Raw genomic sequence first — 232 nt, forward strand, 5'->3', positions numbered from 1 at the left:
GCATTATTCAACACGGTGAGCTGGTGGAAAATACCTCGATGAAGGCGCTGCTGGCGAAGCTGAAATCGGAAACCTTTATTCTCGATCTCGCACCGAAAAGCCCGTTACCGAAGCTCGATGGCTATCAGTATCGACTGGTCGATACCGCGACGCTGGAAGTTGAAGTGCTGCGTGAGCAGGGGATCAACGGCGTATTTACGCAGTTAAGTGAGCAGGGCATTCAGGTATTAAG

1 pseudogene is annotated in these 232 nt (G+C 51.3%); it reads left to right on the top strand.

From position 1 onward, the window contains the following. Window positions 1-38: 38 nt before the first annotated feature. Window positions 39-232, top strand: a pseudogene (locus P9217_RS30385) (ABC transporter ATP-binding protein); the annotation flags it as partial.

The organism is Mesorhizobium sp. WSM4989, assembly GCF_029625795.1.
Taxonomy (GTDB): domain Bacteria; phylum Pseudomonadota; class Alphaproteobacteria; order Rhizobiales; family Rhizobiaceae; genus Mesorhizobium.